The following is a 23607-nucleotide window of genomic DNA, read 5'->3' as shown; positions in this document are numbered from 1 at the left end:
GTTGCGCTCCGTCCCGTGCGGTGACGCACCGGGCAGGGCTTGTCCGTCATGAGGCCGCTCCGGCGGCCGGGTGGGAAGCCCGGTCTCGGCCGGGGCGGAGTCACTGGCGTTTCTCCTCGTCGAGGGCGTCCAGCACGGCGGCCGCGGAGTCGGTCGAGAGGGTTCCGTTCGCCACCGCCCGCTGGGCGGTGGCGCGGGCCATCGCCCGGTAGGCCGCCGGGATGTCCGGGGACACCGTACTGAGCTGCGCCAGGTGGCGCCGTACGGTCCCCGCGTCGCCCCGGGCGACCGGTCCGGTGAGGGCCGCGTCGCCGGAGCGCAGGCTGTTGTCCAGGGCGGCGCCGAGCAGCGGGCCGAGCAGCCGGCCGGGCTCGGCGACGCCGGCGGTGCGCAGCAGGTCCATCGCCTGCGCGACCAGGGTGACCAGGTGGTTCGCGCCGTGCGCGAGGGCCGTGTGGTAGAGCGGGCGGACGTCCTCCGGCACCCACTCCGGCTCGCCGCCCATCTCCACCACCAGCGCCTCGGCGACCGGCCGCAGCTCCTCGGGGGCGGTCACCCCGAACGGGCAGCCGGCCAGCCGGTCCAGGTCGACGGAGGTGCCGGTGAAGGTCATCGCCGGGTGCAGCGCCAGCGGCAGTGCCCCGGCCAGGGTGGCGGGCTCAAGGATGCCGACGCCGTGCGCGCCGGAGGTGTGCACCAGCAGCTGCCCGGGGCGGACGGCGCCGGTCGCGGCGAGGCCGGCCACCAGGTCGGCCAGCGCGTCGTCCGGCACGGTGAGCAGCACCAGGTCGGCGGCGGCCAGCACCTGCGGCGGGGTGACGATCCGCACCCCGGGCAGCAGCGCCTCGGCGCGGCGGCGGGAGGTGGTGGACACCCCGGAGGCGGCGACCACGGTGTGCCCGGCGAGGCGCAGGGCGGCGCCCAGCGCCGGGCCGACCCGGCCGGTGCCGACCACGCCGACGGCCAGCCGGGCCGGGCGGTTGCCGGGGTCGCCCGGGTCGCCGAAGCCGTCGGCGAGCGGGGCGAAGTCGCCGTAGGCGGCGCGGTCGGCACTGTCGGACGTGTTCACGGCCCGGCCCTCGTCCTTAACTCCTCGTTCCGGTCCTCTTCGGGTACCGGACGTACCGCGCCATTCTACGGGCGCTCAGCCGGTCCTCGACGGGTGCTCAGTCCGTCGCCCCGGCCCGGATCAGCCCGGCCTCGTAGGCGAGCACCACGGCCTGGACCCGGTCGCGCAGGCCGAGCTTGGCCAGGATCCGGCCGACGTGGGTCTTCACGGTGGCCTCGGAGAGCACCAGCCGGGCCGCGATCTCGCCGTTCGACAGGCCTTGGGCGACCAGCAGGAACACCTCCCGCTCGCGCTCGGTCAGCGGGCCGAGGACGTCCTGGCCGGGCGCGTTCTGCGGGGTGGGCAGCACCTCGGCGAAGCGGTCGATCATGCGGCGGGTGGTGGTCGGCGCGACCACGGCGTCCCCGCCGTGCACCGCGCGGATCGCGGCCACCAGCTCGGTCGGCGGCACGTCCTTGAGCAGGAAGCCGCTGGCGCCGGCCTTGAGCGCGGCGAAGGCGTACTCGTCCAGGTCGAAGGTGGTCAGGATGAGCACGTGCGGGGCGTCGGGCAGCGGGCTGCCGTCCTCGGCCAGGCAGATCCGGCGGGTGGCCTGCACCCCGTCCAGGCGCGGCATCCGGACGTCCATCAGGATCACGTCCACCTGGGTGTGCCGCAGCCGTTCCAGGGCCTGGGCGCCGTCGCCCGCCTCGGCGGCGATCTCGATGTCGCCCTGCGACTGCAGGATCATCCGGAATCCGGTGCGCAGCAGTTCCTGGTCGTCGACGAGCATCACGCGGATGGTCAAGGTGGCTCCTTCGGGGGGCGTCGGGGCGACGGAGGGGGGTTAGTGGGCCGCCTTGAGCGGCAGGACGGCGCGGATCCGGAAGCCGCCGCCGGGGCGGGGGCCCACGTCGAGGCTGCCGCTGACCATGCCGACCCGCTCGCGCATGCCGATCAGGCCGTGGCCGAGGCCGTCCACACCGCCGGTGGCCAGCTGCTCGTCGGTGCTGCCGCGGCCGTCGTCCTCGACCAGGACGGCCAGCTCGCGCTCGCCGAAGTCGACCGCGACCCGGGCGTGCACGTCGGGGCCGCCGTGCTTGCGGACGTTGGTCAGCGCCTCCTGGACGATCCGGTAGACCGTCAGCTCGACGCCGCGCGGCAGCTCGCGCGGATGCCCGGAGGTCGCGTAGTCCACCTGCAGCCCGGCCGTGCGGACCTGCTCCAGCAGCTCGGGCAGCTCCTCGACGCCCGGCTGCGGCACGTACTCCTCGGCGGTGTCGGCGGTGCGCAGCACGCCCAGCAGACGGCGCATCTCGACCAGCGCCTGCCGGCCGGTGGACGCGATGGTGCTGAGCGCCTCCTTCGCCTGCTGCGGCGAGTTGTCCAGCACGTACGCGGCGCCGTCGGCCTGGACGATCATCACCGAGACGTTGTGCGCGACGACGTCGTGCAGCTCGCGGGCGATCCGGGCGCGCTCGGCGGCGACCGCCACCTTGGCCTGGGCGTCCCGCTCGCGCTCCAGCCGGGCGGCGCGGTCCTCCAGCTCGGTCAGGTAGGCGCGGCGCACCCTGGTCAGCCGGCCCCACGCCCAGCACAGGATGAACGGGGTGGTCATCAGCAGTGCGTAGACCGCCGCCTCGCTGAAGGTGTACGGGCGGGTGTGGAAGTCCCCGTTGCCGCTGGGGACGGTCTTCTCCGGGTGGATCCGCCAGAACGCCAGCGGCCCGGCGGCCAGCCCGGCGACCAGCGCCAGCCGGGACGTCCACTTCTGGCCGAAGGCGGCGCCGGTGTAGGCGAAGACCAGGTAGGCGAGGGAGGAGGCGGCCGGGTCGACGTCGGCGGCCACCTGGCCCAGTCCCACCCCGGTGGCGGCGGCCACGGTGACGTCGGGGAAGCGTCGGCGGACGACCATCAGGGCCGGCAGCAGCACCGCGATCAGGATCTGCGCGTCGAAGCGCCAGCCCTCGGGGAAGTTGTCGTTCGGCAGCAGGCCGAGGAACAGCACGATCGCTGCCCAGGCGGCGTCGACCACCATGGGGTGACGGCGGAGCCAGGCGTTGAGTCGATGCACAACTCCAGCGTAGGCAGTCACGCGGTGTACCCAGGTCCGCCGGTAGGGCGATCCGTCCTACTCCGTAGGTCGGAGACGCACCGTACCGGTGGGGAGGGCCCGCCCGGCTCCGGGTAGCGTCGCGCGCTATGACTTGGATGCGGTGGGCGCCCGCCATGGCACAGGCCCTGTACGACCCGGACAGCGGCTTCTACCGCAGGCCGGAGGGCCCCGCCGGGCACTTCCGCACCTCGGTGCACGCCTCGCGACGGTTCGCCCGTGCGGTGGCCGGACTGCTGCTGGAGGTTGACGCGGCCCTCGGCCGTCCGGAGGAGCTGGCCTTCGTCGACGTCGGGGCCGGGCGCGGGGAGCTGCTCACCGGGGTGCTGGCCGAACTGCCCGCCGGGGTGCTGGCGCGGCTGCGCCCGTACGGCGTGGAGATCGCCGACCGCCCAGCGGGCCTGCCGTCCACAGCCCTGTGGACGGACGAGGTGCCGCGGGGCCTCACCGGGCTGCTGTTCGCCAACGAATGGCTGGACAACGTGCCGCTGGACGCGGGCGAGGTGGACGAGGAGGGGGTGCTGCGCTACCGGGAGGTGGACACCGCGACCGGCGAGGAGCGGCTCGGCGAGCCGGTCTCGGCGGCCGACGCGGCCTGGGCCGGGCGCTGGTGGCCGGCCCGCGAGCCCGGGGACCTGGTCGAGTTCGGCGCCCCCCGGGACGCCGCCTGGGCGCGGGCCGTCGCCGGGCTGGACCGCGGCCTGGCCGTCGCCGTCGACTACGGGCACACCGCCGACCGGCGCCCGCCGTTCGGCACCCTCGCCGGTTTCCGGGACGGCCGAGAGGTGGCCCCGGTGCCGGACGGCTCCTGCGACGTCACCGCGCACGTCGCCCTCGACTCCGCCGCCGTGTCCGGCCTCCACAGCCTGTGGACAACCCAGCGGGACGCGCTGCGCGCCCTCGGCGTGAGCGGCGCCCGGCCGCCGCTCGCGCTCGCCTCCACCGACCCGGCCGGCTACCTGCGGGCGCTCGGCGGCGCCGGCGAGGGCGCCGAGCTGACCGACCCGGCCGGACTCGGCGGCTTCGGCTGGCTCGTCCAGGCCGTCCGTACTCCGGTACCGGAAAGCTTGGAATCCATGCCGGGATGGCAGACTCTGACCTCATGAGGGAGACCACGGTCGGCATCGGGGCGGGAGCCGAGAACTTCACCGGCGAGGCGGGCACCACCGACATGGTGCTCAACATCGGCCCGCAGCACCCCGCCACGCACGGCGTGCTGCGGCTGCGGCTGGTGCTCGACGGCGAGCGGATCATCACCGCCGAGCCGGTGATCGGCTACATGCACCGGGGCGCGGAGAAGCTGTTCGAGGCCCGCGACTACCGGCAGATCATCATGCTGGCCAACCGGCACGACTGGCTCTCCGCCTTCGGCAACGAACTCGGCGTCGTGCTCGGCGTCGAGCGGATGCTCGGCATGGAGGTCCCCGAGCGGGCGGTGTGGATCCGCACCCTGCTCGCCGAACTCAACCGGGTGCTCAACCACCTGATGTTCCTCGGCTCCTACCCGCTGGAACTCGGCGGCATCACCCCGATCTTCCACGCCTTCACCGGCCGCGAGGACCTCCAGCACGTCATGGAGGAGGCCTCCGGCGGTCGGATGCACTACATGTTCAACCGGGTCGGCGGCCTCAAGGAGGACCTCCCGGCCGGCTGGCTCGGCCGCGTCCGCACCGCCGTCGCCACCGTCCGCTCCCAACTGCCGGTCTTCGAGGACCTCGTCCTCGGCAACGAGATCTTCCGCGCCCGCACCGCCGGCGTCGGCGTCCTCACCCGGGCGCAGGCCGAGGCGTACGGCGTCAGCGGCCCGATCGCCCGCGCCAGCGGCCTCGACCTCGACCTGCGCCGCGACGAGCCCTACCTCGCGTACGACTCCGACGAACTGCGGCAGGTGCTCACCGTGGTCACCCGCGAGGAGGGCGACTGCCTGGCCCGCTTCGAGTGCCTGCTGGAGCAGACGAGCAACTCGCTGGACCTCGCGGAGGCCTGCCTCGACAAGCTCGCCACCCTGCCGCCCGGCCCGGTCAACCAGCGGCTGCCCAAGGTGCTCAAGGCCCCCGAGGGCAGCACCTACTCCTGGACCGAGAACCCGCTCGGCATCAACGGCTACTACCTGGTCTCGCGCGGCGACAAGACGCCGTGGCGGCTCAAGCTGCGCTCGGCGTCCTTCAACAACGTCCAGGCGCTGACCGAGCTGCTGCCCGGGACGCTGGTCGCGGACATGGTGGCGATCCTCGGGTCGATGTTCTTCGTGGTCGGGGACATCGACAAGTAGCCGACACGGAGCAGCCGGGCCCGGTTCGGGCCCGGCTGCTCCCGGGTTGTGCGTGGGCTGTTGCGGTCCGTTGGTGGGGTCAGGCCTTCTTGGGCCGCTTGACCGGGTCCGCCGGGTGCGGGGCCACCTTGCGGTCGCCCTTGGTGGCGATCCGCTCCGCGCACAGGCCGGCCAGCACGTCGTACGCGGCCCTGCCCATCAGCTCGGTCAGCTCGGGGCGGTAGCTGACGTACACCGGGTCCGGCCCCTGGTGCGCCGCCGGGCTGCCGGTGCACCACCAGTGCAGGTCGTGGCCGCCCGGGCCCCAGCCGCGGCGGTCGTACTCGCCGATCGAGACCTGCAGGTAGCGGGTGTCGTCAGGCCGGTCGATCCAGTCGTAGGTGCGGCGGATCGGCAGCTGCCAGCAGACGTCCGGCTTCGTCTCCAGCGGCTCCCGGCCCTCCTTGAGCGCCAGCGCGTGCAGGGCGCAGCCGGCGCCGCCCGCGAAACCGGGGCTGTTCACGAAGATGCAGGCGCCGCCCACCCGGCGGGTCTGGCGGTCGCCGTCCTCGTCGAGCATGGTGACGCCGCCGTCGGAGGTGATCCGGCCCTTGGCGTCGGTGCCGTGCGCGAAGTTCTCCCACAGCTCGGGGGTCAGCCGCGCCGCGTGCCCGAGGACGCGCTTCTCGTCGTCCTCGTCCGAGTAGTGCGCGCCCAGCGTGCAGCAGCCGTCCGACTCGCCGCGGCCCTCGCGGATGCCGTGGCAGCCCTGGCCGAAGACGCACGACCAGCGGGAGGTCAGCCAGGTGAGGTCACAGCGGAACACCTGCTCCTCGTCGTCGGGGTCGGCGAACTCGACCCAGGCCCGCGGGAAGTCGAGCGGGACCTCGTCGCGCGGGATCCCGCCGAGCGGGGCCGCGCCGCGCAGGGTCGGCATCGCCAGGTCGACGGGGGCGGGGGAGGCCTTGGACTTCTTCTTGGACGTTTCTGCTGGTGCCACCCGGCAAGGGTAGAGCCTTCGGGGCGCTGCCGACCGCCCGCGGCCGGGGCGTTTACGGCGATTCGGCCGGGCCGGCTCCGGCGGAGCCGGCCCGGGCGGTCGACGCCTTGCAGCGGGCGCTACTCGGCGGCGGACGGGACGGTCTTCGACGACCCGGAGCACTGGTGGGCCGTCATCGTCGAGCAGCCGGGGGACGGACCGCCGTGAGCCGGGTGCCGCGACCCGTCCGGGTGATGTGGGGTGCGGCGCGGAGACGATGGCCGGCCGGGTCGGCGCAGGGTGAGGGGAACCGGGCGGCACTGCCGGGCGGTCAGATCGGTTTGATGATCCCGTACTGACTCGTATGTGATTCCTCCGACACCGAAGCAGGAACCGAAGCAGGAGCTGGAGCACCGAGCCGTGACCGCCTCGCCCCGCGCCGCCCAGACGGCCGTCCTCGCCGCCCTCGCGGTCCTGGCCGCCGGGTGCGCCTCCGCACCCGCGCTGCGGGCCCGGTCGGCCGCCGCCCCGCCGCTGTGCGACACCCCGGTGGTGGTGGGCCACCGGGGTGCCCCGCGCAACGCCCCCGAGAACACCATGGCCTCCTTCGAGACCGCCCTCGACCAGGGCGCCGACTGGCTGGAGACCGACGTCCAGACCACCCGGGACGGCGTCCCGGTGCTGATGCACGACCCCACGGTGGACCGCACCACCAACGGCAAGGGCGCCATCGGCGACCTGACCGCCGCCCAGATCGCCGCCCTGCGGGTGACCGTCGGCCCCGGCCCCGCCGAGCCCGTCCCGACCCTGCAGGAACTGCTCAAGCGCCTCTCCGACAGCAACGCCACCCTGCTGATGGAGATCAAGTGGCAGCGCGCCGAGGACGTCACCCGGATCGCCCGGATCGCCGCCGCCAGCAGCGCCCGGGTCGTCCTCTACTCGTTCTCGGCCGAGCACCTGCGCCAGGCCCACGCCGCCGCGCCCGCGCTGCCGGTCGTGCTGATCCAGGGCTCCGCGATCGCCGAGGACCCGGGCGACCTGCCGCTGCGCGGCATCGCCCTGGACGCGGCGCTGGCCAGCGCCTCCCGGATCGCCGCCGAGCGCAAGGCGGGCCGCGAGGTGTACGTCTGGACGCTCGACGACGAGGAGTCCTGGCAGTTGATGTCCGCCCGGGGCGCCGACGGCCTGATCACCGACACCCCCGGCCCGGCCCGCCGCTGGGTGGACGCCAACTGCCGTACCGAGCGCCGGGCCGGTCCGCGCGGCCACTGAGACGCACGGGTACGGCCGGTGAAACGGGCGGTACGGCCGGTGAAAGGGACGGCACGAGCGGCGAAGCGCACGGTACCGGCGGGACCAGCGTGAATACCGTCGTGACCGGTCTCGCCCGGGGCCGGATCGCGTAGCGTGGAGAGTTATGCGACTCGGTGTACTCGACGTAGGTTCCAACACGGTCCACTTCCTCGTGGTGGACGCCCATCCGGGTGCCGCCCCGTTGCCCGCGTACTCGCACAAGGCCGAACTGCGCCTGGCCGAGCTGCTGGACGACGACGGCGCGATAAGCGGGGCCGGCATCGAGCGGCTGGTCGGCCACGTCGCCTCGTCGCTGCGGGTCGCGGAGGACAAGGGCGTCGTCGACATCCTGCCGTTCGCCACCTCCGCCATCCGGGAGGCCGTCAACGGCGAGGAGGTGCTGCGCCGGGTCGCGGCGGAGACCGGGGTGGAGCTGCGGGTGCTGTCCGGGCAGGACGAGGCCCGGCTCACCTTCCTGGCCGTCCGCCGCTGGTTCGGCTGGTCCTCCGGCCGACTGCTCAACCTGGACATCGGCGGCGGCTCGCTGGAGATCGCCTGCGGCCTGGACGAGCAGCCCGACGTCGCCTGCTCGCTGCCGCTGGGCGCCGGCCGGCTCACCGCGCGCTGGCTGCCCGGTGACGTCGCCGACCCGGACGAACTGCGCGAGCTGAGGCGCCACATCCGCGCCGAGATCGCCACCGTCGTCGGCGAGGTCGCCCGGCTCGGCCCGCCGCAGCACGCGGTCGCCACCTCCAAGACCTTCAAGCAGCTGGCCCGGATGACCGGCGCCTCCCCCGCCGACGCCGGCCCGTACACCGACCGTCGGCTCACCCGCACCGGGCTGTCCGCCTGGCTGCCCCGGCTGTCCTCGATGACCGTCGACGAGCGGGCGCAGATCCCCGGCGTCTCCGAGGGCCGCGCCAAGCAGCTGCTGGCCGGGGCGCTGGTCGCGGACGCCGCGATGGACCTGTTCGGCCTCGACGAGCTGGACGTCTGCCCGTGGGCGCTGCGCGAGGGCATCATCCTGCGCCGCCTGGACGCCATGGACAGCCCCGCCGACCGCCGCCACCCGGCGCTCACGCCGTAAGGCCTGTCTGCACGTCGCCACGCAGGCGGGCGTTTGAGGACCGGCCCTGGGGCCGTGGGGGTCCGTCCGGGGGCTCCGGCCGGGGTCGCCCGGGATCCGTCCCCGTTCGGGGCGCGGTCCGCTTACGCTGTCTCCCGTGGTGCAACCAGCGGGTGAGGACGGGACGCGGGAGGGCCGCGCTCCCGGGGACGGGCAGCCGCGGCCGGACAGCCCGCGCCGCAAGCTGGGCAAGGCGGTCAAGGGCGCCACCGGGGCGCAGGCCGCCAAGGTCGCCAAGGCGGCCCAGCGCACCGGGCGGAAGGCCACCGCACGGAAGGCCGCCGAGAAGCCGGCCGAACCCGCAGCGAAGCGGCCCGCGCCGACCGACCCCGGCGCCAAGAAGGCCGCGTCCGCCGAGCGCGCACCGGAGAAGCCCGCACCGAAGCCGAAGAGGCCCGGCGCGAAGCGGCCCGGAACGCGGAAGGCCGCCGCGACCGCCGCCCCCCGGGAGACCCGTACGGCCCGGGCCGCCGGCGCCGCCAAGGCCGCCGTCCAGTCGGTCCGCTCGGTCAAGGCCGCCCGGCGCGACGCCGCCCGCCCGCCGCTGCTGCGCACCACCGACCGGCTGGTGCTGCCCTCCCACCCGGCCCTGCACATCCCCGACACCAAGGTGGTCCTCTCCACCGCCTCGGTGTACCCGGCGAGCACCGCCGTCGCCTTCGAGCTGGCCGCCAAGCTCGGCTACGACGGGGTCGAGGTGATGGTCTGGAACGACCCGGTCAGCCAGGACGTCGAGGCCCTGCGCCGGCTGTCCGACGCCCACCAGCTGCCGATCCTGGCCGTGCACGCGCCCTGCCTGCTGATCACCCAGCGGGTGTGGACCACCGACCCGTGGACCAAGCTGGTCCGGGCCCGGGCGGCGGCCGAGAAGCTCGGCGCGAGCGCCGTCGTCGTGCACCCGCCGTTCCGCTGGCAGCGCCAGTACGCCCGGGACTTCGTGACGGGCATCAACCGGATGGCGGGCGAGACCGACGTCCGGTTCGCGGTCGAGAACATGTACCCGTGGCGCTACCGCGACCGCGAGGTGCTGGCCTACGCGCCGGGCTGGGACGTCACCGAGGAGGAGTACCGGCACTTCACCATCGACCTCTCGCACGTCGCCACCTCCCGGATCGACGCGTTCGAGATGGTCGAGCGGATGGGCGACCGGCTCGCCCACATCCACCTCGCCGACGGCAGCGGCTCCGGCAAGGACGAGCACCTGATCCCGGGCCGCGGCAAGCAGCCCTGCGCCGAACTGCTGGAACACCTGGCCCGGACCGGCTTCGACGGCCACGTGGTGCTGGAGGTCAACACCCGCCGCGCCGCGTCCCCCGCCGAACGCGAGGCCGATCTGGCCGAGGCACTGGCCTTCACCCGCTTGCACCTGGCCACCCCCTCGCGCGTACGCTGAGGAGCCGTGCCCGGCTGGGCGCGAACTTCCTTGCGGAGGGGGATAGATGACGGACGAGCAGGACTTCCGGAAGATCGCCGAGAGCTTCGGCGGGGTCGCCCCCGAGTACGACCGGGGCCGCCCCGGCTACCCGGACGAGCTGTTCGACGCGCTGGAGCGGCTGTCCGGTCGCGGCCTCAAGAACGTCCGGGTGCTGGACGTCGGCGCGGGCACCGGCATCGCCAGCCGGCTGCTGGCCGCGCGCGGCGCCGACGTCGTCGCGGTCGAGCCCAACGCGGGCATGGCCGCCCAGTTCCTGGCCTCCTCGCCGGGCCTGCCGCTGGTCCGGGCCGGCGGCGACGACCTGCCCTTCCACGACGACTCCGCCGACCTGGTCACCTACGCCCAGTCCTTCCACTGGACCCACCCCGAACGGGCCGTCCCCGAGGCGATCCGGGTGCTGCGGCCCGGCGGCGCCCTCGCCACCTGGTGGAACGTGCACGACGAGACCGTGCCCTGGCTCCGGGCCCGGGTCGAGCGGCTGAGCGCCGCGCTGCCCGGCTACCACGGCTACGGCCGGATCGCCGAGTTCATCGGCCAGCTCGCCCCGGCCGGACTGACGGTCGACCGCGCGGTGCTGCGCTGGGAGCGGCGGATCACCGTCGAGCACGTGCTCACCGACCTCGTCTCCCGCTCGTTCATGGCCTCCCTCAGCCCCGCGGAGCGCGAGCCGGTGCTGGTCGCCGAGCGGGCGGCGATGACCGCCGAGTTCCCCGACGGCTGGGTGGTCGAGCCCTATGTCCTGGAGCTGGCGGTGGGGATCGCCCCGGCCTGACCCGATGGCACGGACGGCCCGCGCGTCCGGCCCGCGCCGGACGCGCACCCGCCCGTCCGGCCGGCACCGCCGACGGCCCGCCCGCCTGCCCGCATCGCGGACGGGCCGTCCGCCGCCTGGACGGCGGGCGTAGGCTCGGTAGCCACAGCGGCCCCCGCACCTCCTACCAGCGGGGCGCCGGCGAGAGCCCCGAAGGAGTGGAGCACAGTGCCCGAGCTGAGGTCCCGTACGGTCACCCACGGTCGCAACATGGCAGGCGCCCGGGCGCTTCTCCGGGCCGCCGGCGTAGCCCGTGAGGACTTCGGCAAGCCGATCATCGCGGTCGCCAACTCCTTCACCGAGTTCGTCCCCGGCCACACCCACCTGCAGCCGGTCGGCCGGATCGTCTCCGAGGCGATCAAGCAGGCGGGCGGCATCCCGCGCGAGTTCAACACCATCGCGGTCGACGACGGCATCGCGATGGGCCACGACGGCATGCTCTACTCGCTGCCCTCGCGCGACCTGATCGCCGACTCGGTCGAGTACATGGTCAACGCGCACTGCGCCGACGCGCTGATCTGCATCTCCAACTGCGACAAGATCACCCCCGGCATGCTGATGGCCGCGCTGCGCCTGAACATCCCGACCGTCTTCGTCTCCGGCGGGCCGATGGAGGCCGGCAAGGCCACCCTGGTCGACGGCACCGTGCGCAAGCTCGACCTGATCGACGCGATCTCCCAGGCGGCCAACGAGAACGTCTCCGACGAGGACATCGCGATCATCGAGGAGAACGCCTGCCCCACCTGCGGCTCGTGCTCCGGCATGTTCACCGCCAACTCGATGAACTGCCTCACCGAGGCCATCGGCCTCTCGCTGCCCGGCAACGGCTCCGTCCTCGCCACCCACACCGCCCGCCGCGCCCTGTACGAGCGGGCCGGGCGGACCGTCGTGGAGATCGCCGACCGGTACTACGGCCAGGACGACGCCTCGATGCTGCCCCGCGCGATCGCCACCCGCGCGGCCTTCGAGAACGCCATGGCCCTGGACATCGCCATGGGCGGCTCGACCAACACCATCCTGCACCTGCTCGCCGCCGCGCAGGAGGCCGAGCTGGACTTCGACCTGCGGGCCATCGACGCCATCTCCCGCAAGGTGCCCTGCCTGTCCAAGGTCGCGCCCAACGGCTCGTACTACATGGAGGACGTGCACCGGGCCGGCGGCATCCCCGCCATCCTCGGCGAGCTGTACCGCGGCGGGCTGCTCAACGAGGACGTCCACACCGTCCACGCCGACTCGCTCGCCGAGTGGCTCAAGACCTGGGACGTGCGCGGCGGTTCGCCCTCCGCCGAGGCCGTCGAGCTGTGGCACGCCGCACCCGGCTGCGTCCGCTCCGCCGAGGCCTTCTCCCAGTCCGAGCGCTGGGAGTCGCTGGACACCGACGCCGCCAAGGGCTGCATCCGCAGCGTCGAGCACGCCTACTCGGTCGAGGGCGGCCTCGCCGTCCTGCACGGCAACCTCGCCGAGGACGGCTGCATCGTGAAGACCGCCGGCGTCGACGAGTCGATCTGGACCTTCAGCGGCCCGGCGGTGGTCTGCGAGTCCCAGGAGGACGCCGTCGAGGCGATCCTGGCCAAGCGGATCAAGGAGGGCGACGTCGTCGTCATCCGCTACGAGGGCCCCAAGGGCGGCCCGGGCATGCAGGAGATGCTCTACCCGACCTCCTTCCTCAAGGGCCGCGGCCTCGGCAAGTCCTGTGCCCTGATCACCGACGGCCGCTTCTCCGGCGGCACCTCCGGCCTGTCCATCGGCCACGCCTCCCCGGAGGCCGCCTCCGGCGGCACCATCGCGCTGGTCGAGGACGGCGACACCATCGCCATCGACATCCCCGGCCGGACGATCTCCCTGGAGGTGCCCGCCGAGGTCCTGGCCGAGCGCCGCCGCGCCCTGGAGGCCGGGACCGGCTACCGCCCGAAGAACCGGGACCGCCAGGTCAGCCAGGCCCTGCGTGCCTACGCCGCGATGGCCACCTCCGCCGACAAGGGCGCCGTCCGCGACGTCACCAAGCTCGGCTGAGACCCACCGCGCAACCGCAGGACACCTGCGGTGCACCCGCACCACCGGAGGAGCCGTCCCGCAGGCCGGGACGGCTCCTCCGTCGTACGCGGACGGCTCCTCCGTCGGACCGCGGCCCCGGGTGATAATCGTCCTCGTGAGCGAGCAGCCCCCCACCCCCGCAGCCAAGCCCGTCGGCGCCCCCGAGCCCGAGCCGATCCGCTGGTTCGGCACCAGTTGGGTGAACCGGGACAGCGGCTACTGGCCGCGCCGCGTCGCCGTGTCGGCCGGCGCCCTGGTCACGGCCGCCGCCGCCGTGTTCGTGCTGCGCCTCGGCGTCGAGGGCGTCGCCCTCTCCGACAACGGCGGCTACCTCAACGCGCTGCTGACCGCCGCCATCGTGGTCTGCTCGATGATGGCCGTGCGGCGCAGCTGGAAGGTGTTCACCGAGGGCAAGGACCAGCTGACCGGCTGGATGGCCGAGGACCGCTCGCTCGGTGCGGTCTGGATCATCGGCGGGGCCGGCGCCCTGCTCACCTACTTCGTCCGCAGCCTCGTGGAGGCCCCCGGCGAGGCGCTCAAGCGCTCCGCGTACGAGCGGGCCGTCGCCCAGTGCGAGAAGCGCCAGGCGGGCCGCAGCGGCCGGCCCGACGCCAAGGCGCCGGGCCGGGGCAAGCGCAAGCGCTGACCGGTCAGTAGCGGCTGACCGAGCCGCACTCCCCGCCGTCGGTCGACAGGTCCTCGCGGCGGTCGTACGGATCGGTCGCGGGGCCGGTCGGCCGGGTGCCCGGGGCTTCGGGCCGGTCCGTGGCGAACTGGTCGAACTGCGGGTGGTAGTAGCCGTCGTAGACGCCGCAGGCCGCGTTGGCGGAGTCCGATCCGCCGCCCTCGCCGAACACGAGCCTCTTCGGGTCCACCCGGTAGCGGGCCGGGTCGTAGAAGCGGAAGGTGTCGACCCGGCGCACGACCGTGCGCGTGGTCCAGGTGTCCCCGGCCACGTCGTCCGCCGGCACCAGCAGGCCCACCGGCTTGGCCGTGCCGTCCTGGGGCGCGGCCGGCCTCGTCGGCTGCGGCACGCCCGCCGGCGGCGGGGGCGACGCGGCCCGCTTGGCGGCGTCCGGCCCGGGGCGCAGCGGGTACACGTAGCTGAAGTCGGTGTGCACCAGGACGCCCTTGTCCCCGTCGCCCTCGACGGTGATCCGGCCCTGCACCTTGACCACGTCGCCCACCAGGATCGCCTCGCGCTGGTCGAAGCGGCTGAACCAGCCGGTCGGGTCGGTGTCCTTGGACGGGTTCGTCAGCGCCTTGGTCGCACGGTCCCGCTCCTCCCGGTCCAGCAGCGCCAGGGCGGCGTCCGGCCGGCCGCCCGCCAGCACCTTCGGGTCCAGGTTGGCGGCGATCAGGTAGTTCTTGACCGACTGCAGTTGGGCGGCCACCTGGTCGGCGGAGAAGACGCCGATGGGCCGGGCGTCCGGGAGGACGAAGGCCTCGGTGCCGTTCGGCCAGCCCTCGGCGGGCGAACCGGCCCACGGGTGGTCCACGGTCGGCTGCTGGTCGTCGACCTTGGGCGGCGCGGTGGTCGGCTTGGCCGTCTCGGGCGCGACGGTGGGCACGGGGGTGTGGGCCGCGCTGCCACTGTCGCCGTGGCGGCCGGCGTACCAGCTGCGCAGCCCGTCGATGTTCAGCGCCGCGAGCAGCACCGCGATGGTCAGCGCGACGTACAGCGGCGCGCGCCACTCCAGCCGGCGGCGCGGGCGCGGGTTGCCCCAGGGGTCGACCGGCTGGGCCTTCGGCTTCCGGCCGAACCGGCGCCCGGCCTTCGCCGGGCCGTCGTTGACCGAGCGGCGGCCGCCCGGGTCGACCGGCGGGGTGTGCTTCCACCGGGCGGCCAGCATGCGGGTGCGCCCGGACTGTTCCTGGACGGTCGCGCCCCTGACGAACTCCTCGTCCAGGACGAGGTCGGCGAACGGGTCCTTCCCGCCCGCTTCGGACGGGTCGGACCCGCCCGGCTCACGGCCCGCTGCGGGGCGTGGTTCCGGATCTTCGGCTATCGGCATCGCGCCAGTATGCCGACGGGGTGTGACGATTCGTCGATCGGGGGCACACCTTGTGGTGAACCCGTGCGCAGGGCGCGGTGATCCGTCCTGGTCCGGGCTGGGTCGCCGGGTCGCTCAGCCCTTGTCGCGGGCCTGCTTCACCGACCCCACGACCCCGGCGACGGCCAGCAGGATGCCGGCCGGCAGCAGCGCCAGGAAGAACGCGCCGAACAGGCCCGCGTCCCCGAGCAGCAGCTGCGCCAGCATGTCCAGCACCAGCAGCCCGCCGGCCGCCGGGAGGGCCGACTGCCACGGGTGCTCGTTCGCCCAGCGGCGCAGCCGCCGGTCGGAGGTGTCGCGGCGCAGCTGCCCGCCCAGGGTGCCGACCAGGAAGAAGAAGAACAGGGCCCAGCCGGCCGGTCCGGCCAGCATGCTCAGCGACCAGCTCCCGGTGATCGCGTCGATCCCCAGGGCGGTCGCCCCCACCACCGCACCGACCCCCGCGGCCGTCCGCCACGGGCCCACCGTCGCCGAGGCGGCGGCGAGTTGCCGGTTCTCACGTCGGGACATTTCGTCGTGTGCCATGACTCCACGGTGCTCCCACGCGGCGTCGGAGGCCATAGGGGAGAACCCCGAGATTCTCCCTAGGGACGAGACCGGACGGCCGGACGCGTGGACGGGACGCGTGGAGGGGGCGCGCCCGTCGCCCACGGGCTGGACGGTCCCGGCGGGTGCCCCCGCGCGGTGCGAGGATGGCCGCAGTACCGAGGTAAGGAGCGGCCATGGGCGCCAGCGCAGCACACGGACAGAAGATCGCCTTCCTGGGCACCGGCAAGATCGGCGAGGCCCTGCTCTCCGGCCTGCTGCGGGCCGGCAAGGATCCGGCGGACGTCCTGGTGACCGCCCGCCGCCCCGAGCGCGCCGCCGAACTCGCCGCCCGCTACGGCGTGGTGGCCGCCTCCAACGCCGAGGCCGCCAAGCTCGCCGACACCCTGATCCTCGCCGTCAAGCCGCAGGACATGGGCACCCTGCTGGAGGAGCTGGCCCCGCACGTCGGCGCGGACCGGCTGGTGATCTCGGCCGCGGCCGGCATCCCCACCGCCTGGTTCGAGGAGCGGCTGGCGGCCGGCACCCCGGTGGTCCGGGTGATGCCCAACACGCCCGTCCTGGTGGACGAGGGGATGAGCGTCATCTCCGGCGGCTCGCACGCCACCGAGGAGCACCTGGAGCGCGCCGAGGAGATCTTCAGCTCGGTCGGCAAGGCGCTGCGGCTGCCCGAGGCCCAGCAGGACGCGGCCACCGCGCTCTCCGGCTCCGGCCCGGCCTACTTCTACTTCCTGGTCGAGGCGATGACCGACGCCGGCATCCTGCTCGGCCTGCCCCGGCAGGTGGCGCACGACCTGATCGTGCAGTCCGCGATCGGCGCCTCGGTGATGCTGCGCGACTCCGGCGAGCACCCGGTGAAGCTGCGCGAGGCCGTCACCTCGCCGGCCGGCACCACCATCGCGGCCATCCGCGAGCTGGAGAACCACGGGGTGCGGGCCGCGCTGCTGGGCGCCCTGGAGGCGGCCCGGGACCGCTCCAGGGAGCTGGCCTCCGGGGGCAGGTAGCCCACTCGGTAGGCTCGGCGGCATGGCCTACGACCTGGTGATCTTCGACAACGACGGCGTCCTGGTGGACAGCGAGCCGCTCTCCAACCGGGTGCTGGCCGAGTACCTGACCGAACTCGGCTACCCGACCACGATCGAGGACTCCTACCGGGACTTCATGGGCTGCGCCGCCCACCGCATCCACGACGTGATCGCCGAGCGGTACGACGGCGCGACGCTGCCGGAGGGCTTCGACGAGCTGTTCCACGGCCGGGTCTTCGACGCGTTCGGCGCCGAGCTGACGGCCGTCCGGGGCGCGGAGCAGCTGCTGAAGGAACTGCGGCAGCGCTCCGTGCCCTCCTGCCTGGCCTCCTCGGCGCACCACGTGTGGATCCGCACCGCGCTCGACGTCACCGGCCTGCGCGGGTACGTCGCCGAGGAGCGGATCTTCAGCGCCCAGGACGTCGGCGTGGGCAAGCCCGCGCCGGACCTCTTCCTGCACGCCGCCCGCACCCTCGGCGTCGACCCGGCCCGCTGCCTGGTCGTCGAGGACAGCCCCAACGGCGTGCTGGCCGCCCGGGCCGCGGGCATGGACGTGTACGGCTACACCGCGCTCACCGACCCGGCGAAGCTGACCGCCGCCGGGGCCACCGGGCTGATAGCCGACCTCGCCGAGGTCTCCGCCCTGCTCTGACCCCGCACCCCGGGGCCGCGGAAAACCCCTGCGCAACCCCTCCCGCAATCGCGGTGCACCGCCTACGCTCTCGCCAACATCGTCGTACCGGCCAGTAGCGAGGTCCGCCATGAGTGCCGCGTCACCCGCGATCCCCCCGCCCGGCCTGCGCGCCGGGCGGGCCGCGCTCGCCGTCAGCTTCCTGCTCCAGGGCACCACCTTCGCGCTGCTGGTCACCTGCATCCCGGAGATCCAGCACCGGTACGGGCTGAGCGACGCGCTGCTGCCGCTGTTCCTGGCCGCGGTGCCGATCCTCGCCGGGGTCGGCTCGATCACCTCCGAGCAACTGGTCAAGCGCACCGGTGCGCGGGCCGTGCTGCGGGTCGTCCAGCCGCTCGTCTGCCTCAGCCTCGCGGGCGTCGGGCTCGGCGACACGCTCTGGCAACTGGCCATCGCGCTCGGCGCGTTCGGGCTGCTGGTGGGTGCGTTGGACGCGAGTATGAACATGCTCGGGGTGGGCCTGCAGCACCGCTACGGCCGCTCGATCATGATCGGCTTCCACGCCGCGTTCAGCCTCGGCGGCATCCTCGGCGCGGCCCTCGCCGGCCTCGGCTCGCACTACGACCTCGGCCTGCCGGTGCTGTTCGGCACGGCCGCGGCGGTGATCGCCCCGCTGGCCCTGCTGACCGGGACCCGCTTCGCCGGCCCGGCCGAACTCGGGGACGCCGTCCGGGAGGCCGCCGAGGCCGCCGCCCGGTCCATCCCCTGGCGGCCGCTGCTGCCGCTCTGCCTGGCGATGGTCTTCGCCTACATCGCGGACTCCTCGGTCTCCAACTACAGCGTCAAGTACCTCACCGACGGCCTGGGCAGCCCCGAGGACCTCGCCAAGCTCTCCTACCTCGGCTACATGGTCGCGATGCTGCTCGGCCGCGCCCTGGGCGACCGCGCGGTGCAGCGCTTCGGCGCCGTCCCGGTGGTGCGGGCCGGCGCCGGGCTGGCCGCGCTCGGCTTCGCGCTGGCCGCCGCCGCGCCCGCCGCCTGGGCGGGCATCGCCGGGTTCACCGTGCTCGGCTTCGGCATCTGCGCGATCATCCCGCAGGTGTTCGCGGCCGGGGGCCGGCTCTTCCCGGCCGACTCGGACGCCGCCGTGGCCCGGCTCAACCTCTTCAACTACGTGGGCTTCCTGATCGGTTCGCCGCTGGTCGGGGCGATCGCGGACGCGAGCTCCTACCGCTGGGCGCTGCTCGCCCCGATGCTGCTGGTGCTCGCCGTCCTGCCGCTGGCGGACCGCTTCGCCCCGGCGCCCGTGCTCGCTCCCGCCGCCGTGTGACGGCCGCGAGCACGGGCGCCGCTCGAACGGGTTCGGAGGTCAGCCGATGACGGTGGCCAGCTCGGGCAGGCCGTTGGCCCACAGCTGGTCCTTGGCGCCGCTCGCCTGGTCGTACTCGTAGTAGACGTACGGCGCCCAGTTCAGGGTGTACGGCCCGGTCCAGGTCGGGGCCGAGGTGATCTGGACGGTGAGCGCGACGGTGCGGGTCTCGCCGGGGGCGATCGGCGCCCGGAAGTGGAAGTTCGCGTTGTTCCCGTTGACGGCGCAGTCGGTGGAGTCGCCGGAGCACCCGGTGACCGTGAACGCGCCGGCCTCCTGGTTGGCGGGCCAGATCGGCTGGATGAACTCGTAGGCGAAGTAGATGTCGGTGCTCTCGGTGTTGGTGAGAGACAGCGTCAGGGTCAGCTGATCACCCGGCGCCGCCGTCTTCCGGTCGACGGCGAACGAGGATCCGCTGACCGCGGCGGAGGCCGGCTGGGCGGCAAAGAGCAGGCCAAGTCCCAGTAATGTGGCGAGAATGACACCAAGGCGTTGCACGCTGAATGGCTTCATGGCGGAGAGGATATGGAGGCGTGAAGGTTCTGTCTGCAGGGCCTTCCCGGCCGCCGCCCGGCCCGCCCCCGGCGCGCCCTGGCGGAGGCCCGGCAGCCGCCACCCGCTACGGTGGAGGCCATGCCCGAAGCCGAGCGTGACACCCCCTGCGGCCTGCACCTCTTCTGGGACGAGGCCGTCACCGCCTACGACTTCGGCCCCGGCCACCCGATGGACCCGACCCGGCTGGCGCTCACCATGCGCCTGGTCGAGACCCTCGGGCTGGACGCCGGGCCCGGGGTGACCGTCCGGGCCGCGCCGCCGGCCGGCGAGTCCACCCTGCGGCTGGTGCACACCCGGGAGTACGTGGAGGCGGTCAAGCACGCCGCGGCCCACCCCGACGAGTCGGACCCCCGGCACGGGCTCGGCACCGACGACAACTGGTCCTTCCCCGCCGTCCATTCGGCCTCCGCGCTGATCGCCGGCCAGTCCGTGGCCGCCGCCGAGGCGGTCTGGCGCGGCGAGACCCCGCACGCCGTGAACTTCGCCGGCGGACTGCACCACGCGATGCCTGACAAGGCCTCCGGCTTCTGCGTCTACAACGACCCCGCGCTGGCCGTCGCCCGGCTGCTCGAACTCGGCGCCGAGCGGGTCGCCTACGTCGACGTGGACGTCCACCACGGCGACGGCGTCCAGCAGGCGTTCTGGAACGACCCCCGGGTGCTCACGATCTCGCTCCACGAGCACCCCGCCACGCTCTTCCCGCAGACCGGCTGGCCCACCGAGACCGGCGGTCCGGACGCCCCCGGCACCGCCGCCAACCTGCCGCTGCCGGCCGGCACCGGCGACGCCGGCTGGCTGCGCGCCTTCCACGCCGTGGTGCCCGAACTGCTCGCCGCCTTCCGCCCGCAGGTCCTGGTCACCCAGCACGGTGCCGACACCCACCTGGAGGACCCGCTCGCCCACCTCGCCGTCACCGTGGACGCCCAGCGGCTGATCGCCGAGGAACTGCACGACCTCGCCCACCGGCTCACCGGCGGCCGCTGGATCGCCACCGGCGGGGGCGGCTACGCCATCGTGGACGTCGTCCCGCGGACCTGGACCCACCTGGTCGCCACCGCCGCCGGACGGCCCGTCGACCCGGCCACCGAGACCCCCGAGCCCTGGCGCGCCGAGGTCTACCGCCGCACCCGCCAACCCGCCCCGCTGCGGATGACCGACGGCGCCCGGCCGGTCTGGCGCGACTTCGACGCGGGTTACGATCCGGCCGACCGACTCGATCAGGCCATCCTCGCCACCCGCCGCGCGGTGTTCCCCCACTTCGGCCTACTGGCCTGAAACCGGCCCCCCGGGCCGGGCGCGGCGGGGCGGTGCGTACGCCGACTCCGGCGATCCGCCGAGTGACTACGTACTGCAACAGTCCTATCTCTCACCGTACGAGGACTGCACCTCCCCTCTTCCCACTGGTACCACCCATAACTACTCTGGGGATACACGTGTGCCGGTGGAGTCACCGGAGGGGAAGCCGGTGCCTTGCACACGGGTAAGGGTCGGGTGATGGTCATGAGTTCCGGCGAGCGCCCCCTGCAGGAAGTCGTCTTCCTGACCGTGGCGGAGGTTGCCTCGGTCATGCGGGTGTCCAAGATGACGGTGTACCGCCTGGTGCACAGTGGAGAGCTGCCGGCCATCCGGGTCGGGCGGTCCTTCCGGGTGCCCCAGCAGGCGGTCCACGAGTACCTCAAGGAGTCCTACGTGCGGCTTGAGAGCGCGTAGCTCCGGGCGGGCAGGGGTGGGGTCCGCACGTGGATCCCGCCCCTGTTTGCCGCAGATTCTCCGCGAGTTTCCCGGTCACGGGGAGCACGATTACGGCCCAGGCGTCGGTGACGGTAGGCTAGGCCGTCCGTCAGTCGTATGGACTCCGTCTCTCACGGGCGAGAGTCTCAGTGAGCGAGGGTTGTTCCGTGGGCTCTGTCATCAAGAAGCGTCGCAAGCGTATGGCCAAGAAGAAGCACCGCAAGCTTCTGAAGCGGACTCGCGTTCAGCGTCGCAACAAGAAGTAAGCGTCCCCGGGCCGCGCCTGGCGCGCCCAGCGCTTCCACCGCCCGTCCAGGCCCTCGCGGCCTGGGCGGGCGGTGTCGTTTCACGGCCCGGTACGGCGGCGCGGTACGGTGCACGCAGGCCGCTCGGGTCAAGGGAATGGGGTGCACACCGTGGGCGTGGTCGTGCTCGTCACCGGCGTGGCACGCCATCTCGGTGCCCGCTTCGCCGCCGAGGTCCGCCGCCGTCCGGGCGTGGACCTGGTGGTCGGCGTGGACGTGCAGCCGCCCCGGCTGCCGGTCGAGGAGCCGGACGGCCCGGCCGCCGAGTACCGCTTCCAGCAGCTCGACCTGCGCCGCCCGGCGGTCTCCCGGGTGATCGCCGAGCACCGGGTCGACACCGTGGTCCACCTCAGCGTCAGCGCCACCGGGCTGGGCTCCACCAACCGCTCCGCGGTGAAGGAGTCCAACGTCATCGGCACCATGCAGTTGCTCGGCGCCTGCCAGAAGGCGCCCGGAGTGCGCCGGCTGGTGGTGAAGTCGACCACCGGCGTCTACGGCTCCGCGCCCCGCGACCCCGCGGTGTTCACCGAACGGATCCAGCCGAAGAACCCGCCCGGCGGCGGCTTCGCCAAGGACGCGGCGGAGGTCGAGGGCTACGTCCGCGGCTTCGCCCGGCGCCGTCCGGACGTCGCGGTGACGGTCCTGCGCTTCGCCAACATCGTCGGCCCGGGCGCGGACACCCCGCTCAGCGAGTACTTCGCGCTGCCCGTGCTGCCGACCGTGCTCGGCTACGACCCGCGGCTGCAGTTCGTGCACGAGGACGACGCCGTCGCCGTGCTCTGCCGGGCCGCCGGCGAGGCCGAGCCGGGCACCGCCAACACCGGGACCTTCAACGTGGCCGGGGAGGGCGTCCTGCTGCTCTCCCAGTGCGCCCGCCGACTCGGCCGTCCCACCCTGCCGCTGCTGCTGCCCGCGGTCAGCTGGATGGCCGGGCTGGCCCGGCAGACCCGGCTGGTGGACGTCTCGCCGGAGCAGCTGCGGCTGCTCACCCACGGCCGGGTGGTGGACACCACCCGGCTGCGCGAGATCTTCGGCTACCGTCCGGCGTTCACCACCCCGGAGGCCTTCGCCGACTTCGCCGCCGCGCAGGGGTCCGGCCTGCTGCCACCCGAGCGGTTGGCCGCCGTCACCGACCGGCTGGCCGCCCTGCTCGGCCCGGAGCGGGCCCCGGCCGCCGACGCCCGCACCGCCCTTACCGACCGCCCCCGCCGACCGAGGAGCTGAACCCGCGATGAGTGCCGCAGCCGAGAACGCGCCGGGCGAGGCCAGGGTCATCCCGATCGAGTCCGCCCCCAGCTGGACCTCGCCCGACCGCCCCGGGCTGGCCGACCGGCTCGCCGACGCCGTCGGCGTGGCGCTGTCCGGGCAGCTCGGACCGGCGACCACCCGGGTGTTCGGCAAGGGCTGGGAGGGCCGGGCCGCGGACGGGCTGGCCTTCCTGCGCCGCCGGATCACCGGCGACTACGAGGTGGACGAGTTCGGCTTCGACCGGGAGCTCACCGAGGAGGTGCTGCTCTCGCTGCTGCGCCCGCTGGCCGAGAAGTACTTCCGGATCGAGGTGCGCGGGATCGAGAACATCCCGGCCGAGGGCGGCGCGCTGATCGTCGCCAACCACTCCGGGACGGTCCCGCTGGACGCCCTGATGACCCAGGTCGCGATCCACGACCACCACCCGCACCACCGGCACCTGCGGATGCTCGCCGCCGACCTGGTGTTCGTGCTGCCGGGCGTGAACGAGCTGGCCCGCAAGGCCGGCCACACGCTGGCCTGCAACGAGGACGCCCAGGCGCTGCTGGAGCGCGGTGAGGTGGTCGGCGTCTGGCCGGAGGGCTTCAAGGGGATCGGCAAGCCGTTCGCCGAGCGGTACAAGCTCCAGCGGTTCGGGCGCGGCGGGTTCGTCTCCTCGGCGCTGCGGGCGCGGGTGCCGATCGTGCCGTGCTCGATCGTCGGTGCCGAGGAGACCTACCCGATGATCGGCAACGTGAAGACGCTGGCCCGGCTGCTGGGCCTGCCGTACGTGCCGATCACGCCGACCTTCCCGTGGCTGGGGCCGTTGGGCGTGTTGCCGCTGCCGACCAAGTGGACCATCCAGTTCGGGGAGCCGATCGCCACCGACGGGTACCCGTCGGAGGCGGCGGACGATCCGATGCTGGTCTTCGACCTGGCCGACGAGGTGCGCGAGACGATCCAGCACACGCTCTACAAGCTGCTGATGCAGCGGCGCTCGGTGTTCTTCTAGCCCTCGTCAGACGCGCCCTGGCCCTCGTCCGGCCGGAACGACGAAGAGCCCCGGCGTGGATC

The 23607-nt window shown here is 73.9% G+C and carries 23 protein-coding genes; 16 read left to right on the top strand and 7 right to left on the bottom strand.

What is annotated here, in order from left to right; all coding sequences use genetic code 11:
* Positions 1-100 precede the first annotated feature (100 nt).
* The 3 genes from P3T27_RS07410 to P3T27_RS07400 form a co-directional block, all read right to left on the bottom strand.
* A complete protein-coding gene (locus P3T27_RS07410; RefSeq protein WP_280675799.1) occupies positions 101-967 on the bottom strand; it encodes a DUF2520 domain-containing protein in 867 nt (288 codons plus the stop codon).
* Between the two features lie 199 nt (positions 968-1166).
* The gene (locus tag P3T27_RS07405) at positions 1167-1856 is read right to left on the bottom strand and encodes a response regulator transcription factor (RefSeq protein ID WP_280675490.1); all 690 of its coding nucleotides are present in this window, start codon (positions 1854-1856) and stop codon (positions 1167-1169) included.
* Positions 1857-1895: 39 nt separating this feature from the next.
* Positions 1896-3122 (bottom strand): sensor histidine kinase, encoded by a 1227-nt coding sequence (locus P3T27_RS07400; RefSeq protein WP_280675488.1) that lies wholly within the window; start codon positions 3120-3122, stop codon positions 1896-1898.
* Between the two features lie 128 nt (positions 3123-3250).
* On the opposite strand from P3T27_RS07400, the gene P3T27_RS07395 reads away from it, so the two are divergent.
* On the top strand, positions 3251-4267 hold the full coding sequence (locus P3T27_RS07395) for an SAM-dependent methyltransferase (protein WP_280675486.1): 1017 nt from the start codon (positions 3251-3253) through the stop codon (positions 4265-4267).
* Entirely contained in the window at positions 4264-5433 is a 1170-nt protein-coding gene (locus P3T27_RS07390) for an NADH-quinone oxidoreductase subunit D (RefSeq protein ID WP_280675484.1), read from the top strand. Before P3T27_RS07395 ends, P3T27_RS07390 begins: the two co-directional genes overlap by 4 nt.
* Before the next feature lie 79 nt (positions 5434-5512).
* Here P3T27_RS07390 and P3T27_RS07385 read toward each other — a convergent pair whose 3' ends face one another.
* Entirely contained in the window at positions 5513-6349 is an 837-nt protein-coding gene (locus tag P3T27_RS07385; RefSeq protein WP_280675797.1) for a hypothetical protein, read from the bottom strand.
* A gap of 462 nt (positions 6350-6811) precedes the next feature.
* On the opposite strand from P3T27_RS07385, the gene P3T27_RS07380 reads away from it, so the two are divergent.
* From P3T27_RS07380 to P3T27_RS07355, 6 genes are all read left to right on the top strand, one after another.
* Complete coding sequence (locus tag P3T27_RS07380) at positions 6812-7663, top strand: glycerophosphodiester phosphodiesterase (RefSeq protein WP_280675482.1); 852 nt, start codon at positions 6812-6814, stop codon at positions 7661-7663.
* Between the two features lie 145 nt (positions 7664-7808).
* The gene (locus tag P3T27_RS07375) at positions 7809-8771 is read left to right on the top strand and encodes a Ppx/GppA phosphatase family protein (RefSeq protein WP_280675480.1); all 963 of its coding nucleotides are present in this window, start codon (positions 7809-7811) and stop codon (positions 8769-8771) included.
* A 628-nt stretch (positions 8772-9399) separates the two neighbouring features.
* Complete coding sequence (locus tag P3T27_RS07370; RefSeq protein WP_280675795.1) at positions 9400-10203, top strand: sugar phosphate isomerase/epimerase; 804 nt, start codon at positions 9400-9402, stop codon at positions 10201-10203.
* 46 nt (positions 10204-10249) lie between these two features.
* Entirely contained in the window at positions 10250-11017 is a 768-nt protein-coding gene (locus tag P3T27_RS07365; protein ID WP_280675478.1) for a class I SAM-dependent methyltransferase, read from the top strand.
* Between the two features lie 207 nt (positions 11018-11224).
* Entirely contained in the window at positions 11225-13069 is a 1845-nt protein-coding gene (gene ilvD / locus P3T27_RS07360; RefSeq protein ID WP_280675476.1) for a dihydroxy-acid dehydratase, read from the top strand.
* A gap of 136 nt (positions 13070-13205) precedes the next feature.
* Positions 13206-13736: a hypothetical protein gene (locus P3T27_RS07355; protein WP_280675474.1), complete on the top strand. Its 531-nt coding sequence runs from the start codon at positions 13206-13208 to the stop codon at positions 13734-13736.
* Positions 13737-13740: 4 nt separating this feature from the next.
* Here the strand turns inward: P3T27_RS07355 and P3T27_RS07350 are convergent, their stop codons facing one another.
* Entirely contained in the window at positions 13741-15105 is a 1365-nt protein-coding gene (locus P3T27_RS07350) for a hypothetical protein (protein WP_280675473.1), read from the bottom strand.
* A 114-nt stretch (positions 15106-15219) separates the two neighbouring features.
* Positions 15220-15669: a hypothetical protein gene (locus P3T27_RS07345; RefSeq protein WP_280675471.1), complete on the bottom strand. Its 450-nt coding sequence runs from the start codon at positions 15667-15669 to the stop codon at positions 15220-15222.
* 197 nt (positions 15670-15866) lie between these two features.
* Between P3T27_RS07345 and proC the strand changes: the two genes are divergently transcribed.
* From proC to P3T27_RS07330, 3 genes are all read left to right on the top strand, one after another.
* The gene (gene proC, locus P3T27_RS07340) at positions 15867-16694 is read left to right on the top strand and encodes a pyrroline-5-carboxylate reductase (protein ID WP_280675469.1); all 828 of its coding nucleotides are present in this window, start codon (positions 15867-15869) and stop codon (positions 16692-16694) included.
* A 22-nt stretch (positions 16695-16716) separates the two neighbouring features.
* Positions 16717-17367, top strand: a complete 651-nt coding sequence (locus P3T27_RS07335) for an HAD family hydrolase (protein WP_280675467.1) — start codon at positions 16717-16719, stop codon at positions 17365-17367.
* Between the two features lie 109 nt (positions 17368-17476).
* Positions 17477-18676, top strand: a complete 1200-nt coding sequence (locus P3T27_RS07330; RefSeq protein WP_280675465.1) for an MFS transporter — start codon at positions 17477-17479, stop codon at positions 18674-18676.
* A 39-nt stretch (positions 18677-18715) separates the two neighbouring features.
* On the opposite strand, the gene P3T27_RS07325 is transcribed toward P3T27_RS07330, so the two are convergent.
* Positions 18716-19228, bottom strand: a complete 513-nt coding sequence (locus P3T27_RS07325; protein WP_280675463.1) for a hypothetical protein — start codon at positions 19226-19228, stop codon at positions 18716-18718.
* Positions 19229-19348: 120 nt separating this feature from the next.
* On the opposite strand from P3T27_RS07325, the gene P3T27_RS07320 reads away from it, so the two are divergent.
* The 5 genes from P3T27_RS07320 to P3T27_RS07300 all read left to right on the top strand — a co-directional run bounded on the left by P3T27_RS07320 (position 19349) and on the right by P3T27_RS07300 (position 23545).
* Complete coding sequence (locus tag P3T27_RS07320; protein ID WP_280675461.1) at positions 19349-20545, top strand: acetoin utilization protein AcuC; 1197 nt, start codon at positions 19349-19351, stop codon at positions 20543-20545.
* Positions 20546-20770: 225 nt separating this feature from the next.
* The gene (locus P3T27_RS07315; RefSeq protein WP_063351305.1) at positions 20771-20980 is read left to right on the top strand and encodes a helix-turn-helix domain-containing protein; all 210 of its coding nucleotides are present in this window, start codon (positions 20771-20773) and stop codon (positions 20978-20980) included.
* 188 nt (positions 20981-21168) lie between these two features.
* The gene (locus P3T27_RS07310) at positions 21169-21267 is read left to right on the top strand and encodes an AURKAIP1/COX24 domain-containing protein (protein ID WP_003948845.1); all 99 of its coding nucleotides are present in this window, start codon (positions 21169-21171) and stop codon (positions 21265-21267) included.
* Between the two features lie 150 nt (positions 21268-21417).
* A complete protein-coding gene (locus P3T27_RS07305; RefSeq protein WP_280675793.1) occupies positions 21418-22530 on the top strand; it encodes an NAD-dependent epimerase/dehydratase family protein in 1113 nt (370 codons plus the stop codon).
* Between the two features lie 7 nt (positions 22531-22537).
* Positions 22538-23545 carry a lysophospholipid acyltransferase family protein gene (locus P3T27_RS07300; protein WP_280675457.1) on the top strand — a complete coding sequence of 336 codons (1008 nt, stop codon included), beginning with the start codon at positions 22538-22540 and terminating at the stop codon, positions 23543-23545.
* Positions 23546-23607: the final 62 nt, after the last annotated feature.

It is taken from the genome of Kitasatospora sp. MAA19, assembly GCF_029894125.1.
Lineage (GTDB): Bacteria > Actinomycetota > Actinomycetes > Streptomycetales > Streptomycetaceae > Kitasatospora.
This window is presented reverse-complemented; position numbering and strand designations above follow the sequence as displayed.

Bases quoted from the DNA above. Each gene is read 5' to 3' on its own strand.
- proC (WP_280675469.1), top strand. From the start codon at position 15,867: ATGGGCGCCAGCGCAGCACACGGACAGAAGATCGCCTTCCTGGGCACC.
- P3T27_RS07365 (WP_280675478.1), top strand. From the start codon at position 10,250: ATGACGGACGAGCAGGACTTCCGGAAGATCGCCGAGAGCTTCGGCGGG.
- P3T27_RS07300 (WP_280675457.1), top strand. From the start codon at position 22,538: ATGAGTGCCGCAGCCGAGAACGCGCCGGGCGAGGCCAGGGTCATCCCG.
- P3T27_RS07375 (WP_280675480.1), top strand. From the start codon at position 7,809: ATGCGACTCGGTGTACTCGACGTAGGTTCCAACACGGTCCACTTCCTC.
- P3T27_RS07330 (WP_280675465.1), top strand. From the start codon at position 17,477: ATGAGTGCCGCGTCACCCGCGATCCCCCCGCCCGGCCTGCGCGCCGGG.
- P3T27_RS07350 (WP_280675473.1), bottom strand. From the start codon at position 15,105: ATGCCGATAGCCGAAGATCCGGAACCACGCCCCGCAGCGGGCCGTGAG.
- P3T27_RS07320 (WP_280675461.1), top strand. From the start codon at position 19,349: ATGCCCGAAGCCGAGCGTGACACCCCCTGCGGCCTGCACCTCTTCTGG.
- P3T27_RS07345 (WP_280675471.1), bottom strand. From the start codon at position 15,669: ATGGCACACGACGAAATGTCCCGACGTGAGAACCGGCAACTCGCCGCC.
- P3T27_RS07315 (WP_063351305.1), top strand. From the start codon at position 20,771: ATGAGTTCCGGCGAGCGCCCCCTGCAGGAAGTCGTCTTCCTGACCGTG.
- P3T27_RS07395 (WP_280675486.1), top strand. From the start codon at position 3,251: ATGACTTGGATGCGGTGGGCGCCCGCCATGGCACAGGCCCTGTACGAC.
- P3T27_RS07390 (WP_280675484.1), top strand. From the start codon at position 4,264: ATGAGGGAGACCACGGTCGGCATCGGGGCGGGAGCCGAGAACTTCACC.
- P3T27_RS07335 (WP_280675467.1), top strand. From the start codon at position 16,717: ATGGCCTACGACCTGGTGATCTTCGACAACGACGGCGTCCTGGTGGAC.
- P3T27_RS07385 (WP_280675797.1), bottom strand. From the start codon at position 6,349: ATGCCGACCCTGCGCGGCGCGGCCCCGCTCGGCGGGATCCCGCGCGAC.
- P3T27_RS07325 (WP_280675463.1), bottom strand. From the start codon at position 19,228: ATGAAGCCATTCAGCGTGCAACGCCTTGGTGTCATTCTCGCCACATTA.